This is a genomic window from Variovorax sp. 01T439_2 (assembly GCF_056398445.1).
In genome coordinates, this window is sequence record NZ_JBFTPJ010000535.1 from 1 (window position 1) to 7096 (window position 7096).

The window sequence follows — 7096 nt, forward strand, 5'->3', positions numbered from 1 at the left end:
GGCCGTGGCCGCGCGTGTCGGCGGCACCTACATATTGCGCCGTGACACCCCAGCGTTCAAGCTCCATTTTCTCATCGAGGATCGGTTCGCGCTGGCGCATGGCCGCAATGCTGGGTGCCGGATTGGCAAAGGTCTCGACGATGGCGCGGTTGGTGGCGCGCAGGAAGGCTGCAACCACCCTGGGGTTCTGCGCAATGAGGTTGCTGCTCGCGAGGATGGCGTTGCCGTACAGGTTGACGCCCGCGTCCGCATATTTGAGCACCGACAGTTCCTCCGCCTTCATGCGCGCGAAGAGCGAAATGGCAGAGTCGTGAAAGTAGGTGGCGGCATCGACGTCGCCGCGCACCATCACGTTGTCGCGCGCGCTGAAGTCGGTGGTCTGCCACTGGAAGGCGTCGCTGCGCATGCCCTGCTTGCGCGCCACCATCGGCCATGCGCGGCGGGTCGATTCGACGGCCGCCGCGGCCACCTTCTTGCCCGCGAGGCTTTTGAAGTCGGCCGTGACGCCGCGGTCCTTGCGGYCGATGATCACGAAGGGCGCGCGGTTGTAGTACTGGTACACGGCCTGCACCATCGGGGTGCCGGGGTTTTGCGCATTGAACTCGACCAGCGAGCTGATGTCGCCCAGGCCCATCTGGTAGACGCCGCTCGCGATGCGCGTGATCGACGCGACCGAGCCGGCGCCGGTGTCGATGGCCACGTCCAGGCCTTCGTCCCGGTAGTAGCCCTTGCTGTGCGCGAGGAAGAAGGGCGCGGTCTGGCCGTTGATGCGGAAGTCGAGCGTGAACTTGAGCGGGGTCGGCTTGCCGCCGCCCTGGGCGAAGACGGCGGGAGCGGCAAGGGTGCTGGCGGCGGCACTGGCCGCAAGAAAAAAGAATCGACGACGTTGCATGGTGGGCCTCGGAATCCTCGGGTCTTGAATCCCTCCGCGCAGGGCGGAAGGCACTTCAAGAGCAATTTCCGGGCGGGCGCACAAGGGTGGTGCGTGCGCTGCTGAACGCTTCTACTCTTGCGGGAGTCGATGCACGAGCCATGCCAGGGGCTTGAATGCGTGGCTGGCCCAGGCCACAATGCAGGCGCGCAATTTGCATGGCAGGTGGCGCAGAGTAGAAGCGTTCAGCCCTTGCGGCAGGAAATTGCTCTTTCAGGTTCGTTCGTACCCACGCGCAACAACAGAAGGAGTCCACGCATGCTCGTCACCCAACAACCCGTCTTCCGCAAGTTCTGGCATGCCGTCATGCCGCTCACCGAACTGGCCAACGGCCCGAAGCCCTTCAGGCTGCTGGGCGAAGACATCGTTCTCTTCATCGATGCGGACGGCCAGCCCGCCGCGCTGCGCGACCGCTGCTGCCATCGCACCGCAAAGCTGTCGAAAGGCTGGTGCGTCGATGCCGAAGGCCAGGCCTGCGGGCAGGGCGCCATCCAGTGCGGCTACCACGGCTGGACCTACGACCGCAGCGGGCAGGTGATCCGCATTCCGCAGTACGAGGCCGACCGCAAGATCTCGCCGGAATACCGCACCACCGCCTACCGCTGCACTGCGCGCTACGGCTACGCCTGGGTGGCGCTCGAGGAGCCCATCGCCGACATCCCGGCGATTCCGGAATTCGACGACCCGGGCTACCGCACGATCTTCCAGTTCTACGAAGAGTGGCAGACCAGCCCGATGCGCGCGCTCGAGAACTCGTTCGACAATTCGCACTTCAGCTTCGTGCACCGCGCCACCTTCGGCGTGGCCGCGAGCCCGAAGCCGAGCAAGTACGAACTGGTGGAGAACGACAACGGCTTCTACGCGGAGACAGTGATCGAGGCGGCCAACCCGGTGAAGTTCCACGCCATCAGCGGCGTGACGGACGCGATCACCACGCGCCACATGCGCAACGCCTACTTCCTGCCGTTCTCGCGCCGGCTCGACATCGAGTATCCGAGCGGCGTGCGCCACATCATCATCAACTGCTTCACGCCCATCGACGACGGCCGCATGCAGCTGTGCCAATGGCTGTTCCGCAACGACACCGAGGCCGACTGCACGGCGCAGATGCTGATCGACTTCGACGAGGCGGTCACGCGCGAGGACAAGGACATCCTCGAATCGACCGACCCTGATGCGCTGGTCGACACGCGGCGGCGCGGTGTCGAGTATTCGATGGAGTCCGATCGGCCGGGGATGCTGATTCGCAAGCACCTGATGCAGTTGCTTGCGAAGCATGGCGAGGCGGAGGTCTACCGCGGCATGAGCAGCGGGACGATTCCGATTGCAAAGGCTGCCTGAACGGTGTTGTTGTCGTTCAGGGCGGCGCTCCCGCCGACGGGGTACCTTGCTCCGCGAATGTCCCCCGGCCTTCGGCCTCCTCCTTGATTTCGCTGCGCAAGGCACCCCATCAGCGGGAGCGTGATCAGAGCACTGGTTGATCAGCGGTGCACAACGAGCGTGCCCAGGTGCACAGGGCATCGGGTACTCCCCGCAGCGAAATGAAATAAAGGAGGAGGCGAAGCCGGGGGACATTCGCGGAGGGGAGTACCCGGTGGCCTGTGCACGCGCCCCGAATAGACCCCCCGAAACGTAGGCGTCAGGCCGGCGCAGTCGCGGGATTCGAACGCGCAGTGCGCGGCGCACCTTGCGCATAGCGGTCCATCGCCAGGCCATCGGTACGGATCTCCGGACGCTGGCCGGTCACGAGGTCGGAGATCAGCTTGCCCGAGCCGCAGGCCATGGTCCAGCCGAGCGTGCCGTGGCCGGTGTTGAGGAACAGGTTCGCGTAGCGCGTGGCGCCGACGATGGGCGTGCTGTCGGGTGTCATCGGGCGCAGGCCGGTCCAGAAGGTGGCGCGCGGCAGATCGCCGCCGGGGAACAGGTCGCTCACCACTTTTTCGAGCGTGGCGCGGCGGTGCGGGTTCAGGCGCAGGTCGAAGCCGCCGAGCTCGGCCATGCCGCCCACGCGGATGCGGTTGTCGAAGCGCGTGACGGCCACCTTGTAGGTCTCGTCGAGCACGGTCGATTGCGGCGCCAGCGCCTCGTCGATCAGCGGCACGGTGAGCGAGTAGCCCTTGACGGGGTACACCGGAATGTCCAGCCCCAGCGATGCGATGGCGGCGCGCGAGTAGCTGCCGAAGGCCATCACGTAGCGATCGGCCGTGAGGATCTTGCCGGCGCTGGTGCGCACGCCCGTGATACGGTCGCCCGCCATCTCCAGGCCTTCGACCGACTGGCCGAAGCGGAAGTCCACGCCCATGCCGCGGGCGATGTCGGCCAGGCCGCGCGTGAACAGGTGGCAGTCGCCGGTTTCGTCGTTCGGCAGGCGCAGGCCGCCCGTGAGCCGGTCGCGCGCACCGGCCAGCGCAGGCTCCACGCGTGCGAGCGCATCGCGGTCGAGCAGTTCGTAGGGCACGCCGCACTCCTCGAGCACGGCGATGTCGCGCTGCACCGCGTCGAGCTGCGCCTGCGTGCGGAACAGCTGCAGCGTGCCGCCGGTGCGGTGCTCGTAGCTGAGGCCGGTTTCCGCGCGCAGCTGCTGCAGGCAGCCACGGCTGTACTCGGCCACGCGCATCATGCGTTCCTTGTTGACCGCGTAGCGTTCGGGCGAGCAGTTGCGCAGCATCGCAGCCATCCAGCGCAGCTGGAACAGCGTGCCGTCGGGGCGGATCGACAGCGGCGCATGCTTCTGGAACATCCACTTGATCGCCTTCAGCGGAATGCCGGGCGCGGCCCATGGCGTCGAGTAGCCCGGCGACACCTGCCCGGCGTTGCCGAAGCTGGTTTCCTCGGCCGGGCCGGCCTGCCGGTCGAGCAGCGTCACGTCGGCGCCGGAGCGCGCCAGGTAGTAGGCCGTGGTGGTGCCGATCACGCCGCCGCCGAGAACGATGACTTTCATGGGTATTTACGCGAATGAAGGTGAATGCATGGAATCTAAAGCGCACAATCCAGTGGATTCCATTGTTTTTCTAAGATTCACAGTGGAATTCGCTGCAGATATCGAGCCAATTGCCAGCCCCGGAGTGAAATGCCCGAACTCGACCGTATCGACCGCAAGATCCTCGACCTGCTGCAGCGCCAGGGCCGCATTTCCATGACCGAACTCGCCGAGCGCATCGGCCTGTCGGCATCGCCCTGCGCTGTTCGACAAGGTGCGCAAGGAGCTGCTGCACATGCCCGAGGTGCTCGAGTGCCACCTGGTCTCGGGCAGCTTCGACTACCTGGTGAAGGCGCGCCTGAGCGGCATGAGCGAGTACCGGCACCTGCTGGGCGACATCCTCAAGAAGCTGCCCGTGGCGGCCGAATCGCACAGCTACGTGGTGATGGAGGAGATCAAGGAAACGCTGATGCTCGCGGTCGACCGCTGAAGCGGGTGGCGGGCTACCATCGCGCCCGGCATCCACACCCCACAAGGACATCGGCATGAGCATCACGGTCCGGCGCGACGGCATCACGGGTACGCGTCACATCCTCAAGATCCGCAACCACGAGATTCCCATCGATGCCTCGCCGGCCGGCGGCGGCAGCGATGCGGGGCCGCAGCCGCATGACCTGTACGACGCATCGCTGGCCGCCTGCAAGGCGCTCACCGTGCTGATCTACGCGCGCCGCAAGGGCATGCCGGTGGAAGACATCGAAGTGATCATCGACCGCGACGACAGCGAGGAGCGCAAGGGCGTCTACCGGCTCAAGTCGAGCCTGCGCGTGACCGGCGAGCTGACCGCGGCGCAGCGCGACGAACTGCTGCGCGTGGCCGGCAAGTGCCCGGTGCACCGGCTCATGACCGAGGTGAAGACCGAGATCGAGACCGGCTGGGCCTGAGTGGCGCCCACTCGCGCAGGGCGTGGGGTGCGGGTCCTGGACATCGCTGGACAGGGCCAAAAAGGGCCTGGTCAGGTCGAATTTGGGGCGACGAATTACACTACCCGGCTACCCCCGCGCCGTCTACAGGACACTTTCAACAATGAAGTGGGTCATTCTTGCCATCTTCGCGCTCAGCGCGCTCTACGTTCATTTCCGCGGCCAGGTCCGGCATCGTTTCTTCAGGCAGCTGTCTGATCACTCGACCTTCCTCGCGCCGCTGAACGCCTTCATGTACATCTTCTCGAAGGTGCCGAGCACGCCGTACCTGTCGCCCGCGCAATTTCCCGAGATGCGCGTGCTCGAGGAAAACTGGCAGGTCATCCGCGAAGAGGCGCTCGCCATGCGCAACGGCGGCAGCATCAAGGCGTCGAGCCAGTTCAACGACGTGGGCTTCAACTCCTTCTTCAAGAGCGGCTGGAAGCGCTTCTACCTCAAGTGGTACGACGAGGCCCATCCCTCGGCCGCCATCCTGTGCCCCCGCACCACCGAGTTGCTCAAGGGCATCGGCACCATCAAGGCGGCCATGTTCGCCGAACTGCCGCCGGGCAGCCGCCTGGTGCGCCACCGCGACCCGTTCGCCGGTTCGCTGCGCTACCACCTGGGCCTGTGGACGCCGGGCGTGGAGGGCTGCTACATCGACGTGGACGGCCAGCGCTACCACTGGCGCGATGGCGAGGCCGTGGTGTTCGACGAAACCTACATCCACTACGCCGAGAACACGACCGACCACGACCGCGTGATCCTGTTCTGCGACATCGAGCGCCCGCTGAAGTACCGCTGGGCCAGCGCCGTGAACCGCTGGTTCGCCAAGAACCTGCTGGCGGCGGCGGCCTCGCCCAATGATGCCGGCGACAAGACGGGCGGCATCAACCGCGCTTTCAAGTACATCTACCAGATCCGCGTGATCGGCAAGCGGCTCAAGGCCTGGGACAAGCGGGTGTACTACCTCGTGAAGTGGGCCATCTTCGGCGGCCTGGCGCTCTGGATCTTCTGGTAAGGCGCAAGCCTGCCGCGCGGTGCCCGGCCACCGCCGCCAGCCCATGTCCATCGCAGACAAAGACCTGCCCGTTCCGGTCGATCTTGCCAGTGCCCAGGCGCTGATCGCGAGCGTCCAGTCGCTCCTTCAGGCCCGGGGTCTTGCCTTGCGCATGCCGCCGCCCGAGCCCACCACCTGCTGCGGGCGCGGATGCAACGGCTGCGTGTGGGAAGGCTGGCTGGCCGCCGTGGCCTACTGGCGCGACGAGGCCACGCTGCTGCTGGCCTAGCGCTACCTAACGCTCTAACGCGCCTCCCAGAACCCGCGGTGCGTGGCGATCATTTCTTCCGCCACCTCGGCCACCGGCCCGATCACCTCGATCTTCTTCTGCCCGCGCGCGAACACTTCGCGGCAGGGCAGGCTCAGCGTGGGGTTCTCGGGGTGATCGCCCGTGAGCGCGAGCAGGGCGCCTTCTTCCGCGCCGTAGACGATGCGGCCGATGTGGGCCCAGTAGCTGGTGCCCGCGCACATCGCGCAGGGCTCGAAGGTCGTGACCAGCGTGCATTGCCACAAGTAGTCGGCCGACCAGTTCTGCGCCGCGTGGCGCGCCAGCGTGGCTTCGGCGTGGTTCACCGTATCGATGTTGCCCTGCTCGGCCAGGATGGTTTCGCCGTCGGGCGCGACGAGCACCGCGCCGAAGGGGTGGCGGCCCATGGCCATGGCGCGGCGGGCCACTTCGTCGGCCCGGCGCAGCGCGCGGATGATCTGGTCGCGTGTCATCCGTGGTGCCCTATTGGTTTTGCGATCCGCGATGCGCCCAGCCGGTCGTGTGTTTTTCGATCACGCTGAAGAGCTCGTACATCAGCATGGCCATTGCGCCCACCACCATCAGGCCCGCGAAGGCCAGGCCCATCTGCATGGCCGAGCCGGCCGAAATCAGCAGGTAGCCGATGCCTTCGTTGGCCGCGGTCATTTCGCTCACCGTGGTGCCGACGAAGGCGAGCGTGATCGCCACCTTGAGCGAGCCGAAGAAGTAGGGCATGGAGCGCGGCAGGCCGATCTTCATGAGCACGTCCCAGCGCTTGGCGCCGAGCACGCGCAGCACGTCCTCGAGCTCGGGCTCCAGCGTGGCAAGGCCGGTCGCGATGTTGACCATGATCGGGAAGAAGCTGATCAGGAAGGCCGTGAGGATCGCCGGCCCGACGCCGATGCCGAACCACACCACGAGGATCGGCACGAAGGCCGCCTTGGGCAGCGCGTTGAAGGCCGTCATGAGCGGATAG

General features: G+C 66.2%; 8 protein-coding genes and 1 pseudogene. 5 read left to right on the forward strand and 4 right to left on the reverse strand.

Translation table 11 applies throughout. The features are described 5' to 3' along the window. Nucleotides 1-892, reverse strand: an 892-nt coding sequence (locus AC1DOC_RS22515; protein ID WP_478130517.1) for an ABC transporter substrate-binding protein, incomplete at its 3' end; no start/stop codon positions are given. 297 nt (nucleotides 893-1189) lie between these two features. Here AC1DOC_RS22515 and AC1DOC_RS22520 point away from each other — a divergent pair. Beyond that, nucleotides 1190-2272 carry an aromatic ring-hydroxylating dioxygenase subunit alpha gene (locus tag AC1DOC_RS22520; protein ID WP_478081163.1) on the forward strand — a complete coding sequence of 361 codons (1083 nt, stop codon included), beginning with the start codon at nucleotides 1190-1192 and terminating at the stop codon, nucleotides 2270-2272. Nucleotides 2273-2570: 298 nt separating this feature from the next. Here AC1DOC_RS22520 and AC1DOC_RS22525 read toward each other — a convergent pair whose 3' ends face one another. Further along, complete coding sequence (locus AC1DOC_RS22525) at nucleotides 2571-3872, reverse strand: D-amino acid dehydrogenase (RefSeq protein WP_478129091.1); 1302 nt, start codon at nucleotides 3870-3872, stop codon at nucleotides 2571-2573. Nucleotides 3873-4001: 129 nt separating this feature from the next. Here AC1DOC_RS22525 and AC1DOC_RS22530 point away from each other — a divergent pair. The 4 genes and pseudogenes from AC1DOC_RS22530 (at nucleotide 4002) to AC1DOC_RS22545 (ending at nucleotide 6102) form a co-directional block, all read left to right on the forward strand. Further along, nucleotides 4002-4341, forward strand: a pseudogene (locus tag AC1DOC_RS22530) (Lrp/AsnC ligand binding domain-containing protein). Between the two features lie 55 nt (nucleotides 4342-4396). Then, nucleotides 4397-4795: an OsmC family protein gene (locus tag AC1DOC_RS22535; protein WP_369663341.1), complete on the forward strand. Its 399-nt coding sequence runs from the start codon at nucleotides 4397-4399 to the stop codon at nucleotides 4793-4795. Between the two features lie 142 nt (nucleotides 4796-4937). Further along, on the forward strand, nucleotides 4938-5834 hold the full coding sequence (lpxO, locus tag AC1DOC_RS22540; RefSeq protein WP_436300628.1) for a lipid A hydroxylase LpxO: 897 nt from the start codon (nucleotides 4938-4940) through the stop codon (nucleotides 5832-5834). Between the two features lie 43 nt (nucleotides 5835-5877). After that, on the forward strand, nucleotides 5878-6102 hold the full coding sequence (locus AC1DOC_RS22545) for an oxidoreductase-like domain-containing protein (RefSeq protein ID WP_307595221.1): 225 nt from the start codon (nucleotides 5878-5880) through the stop codon (nucleotides 6100-6102). Between the two features lie 14 nt (nucleotides 6103-6116). Here the strand turns inward: AC1DOC_RS22545 and AC1DOC_RS22550 are convergent, their stop codons facing one another. Next, nucleotides 6117-6593 (reverse strand): nucleoside deaminase, encoded by a 477-nt coding sequence (locus AC1DOC_RS22550; RefSeq protein ID WP_369663333.1) that lies wholly within the window; start codon nucleotides 6591-6593, stop codon nucleotides 6117-6119. A 10-nt stretch (nucleotides 6594-6603) separates the two neighbouring features. Beyond that, nucleotides 6604-7096, reverse strand: a 493-nt coding sequence (locus AC1DOC_RS22555) for an ABC transporter permease (protein WP_478130518.1), incomplete at its 5' end; no start/stop codon positions are given.

Bases quoted from the DNA above. Each gene is read 5' to 3' on its own strand.
- AC1DOC_RS22520 (WP_478081163.1), top strand. From the start codon at position 1,190: ATGCTCGTCACCCAACAACCCGTCTTCCGCAAGTTCTGGCATGCCGTC.
- AC1DOC_RS22535 (WP_369663341.1), top strand. From the start codon at position 4,397: ATGAGCATCACGGTCCGGCGCGACGGCATCACGGGTACGCGTCACATC.
- lpxO (WP_436300628.1), top strand. From the start codon at position 4,938: ATGAAGTGGGTCATTCTTGCCATCTTCGCGCTCAGCGCGCTCTACGTT.
- AC1DOC_RS22545 (WP_307595221.1), top strand. From the start codon at position 5,878: ATGTCCATCGCAGACAAAGACCTGCCCGTTCCGGTCGATCTTGCCAGT.
- AC1DOC_RS22525 (WP_478129091.1), bottom strand. From the start codon at position 3,872: ATGAAAGTCATCGTTCTCGGCGGCGGCGTGATCGGCACCACCACGGCC.
- AC1DOC_RS22550 (WP_369663333.1), bottom strand. From the start codon at position 6,593: ATGACACGCGACCAGATCATCCGCGCGCTGCGCCGGGCCGACGAAGTG.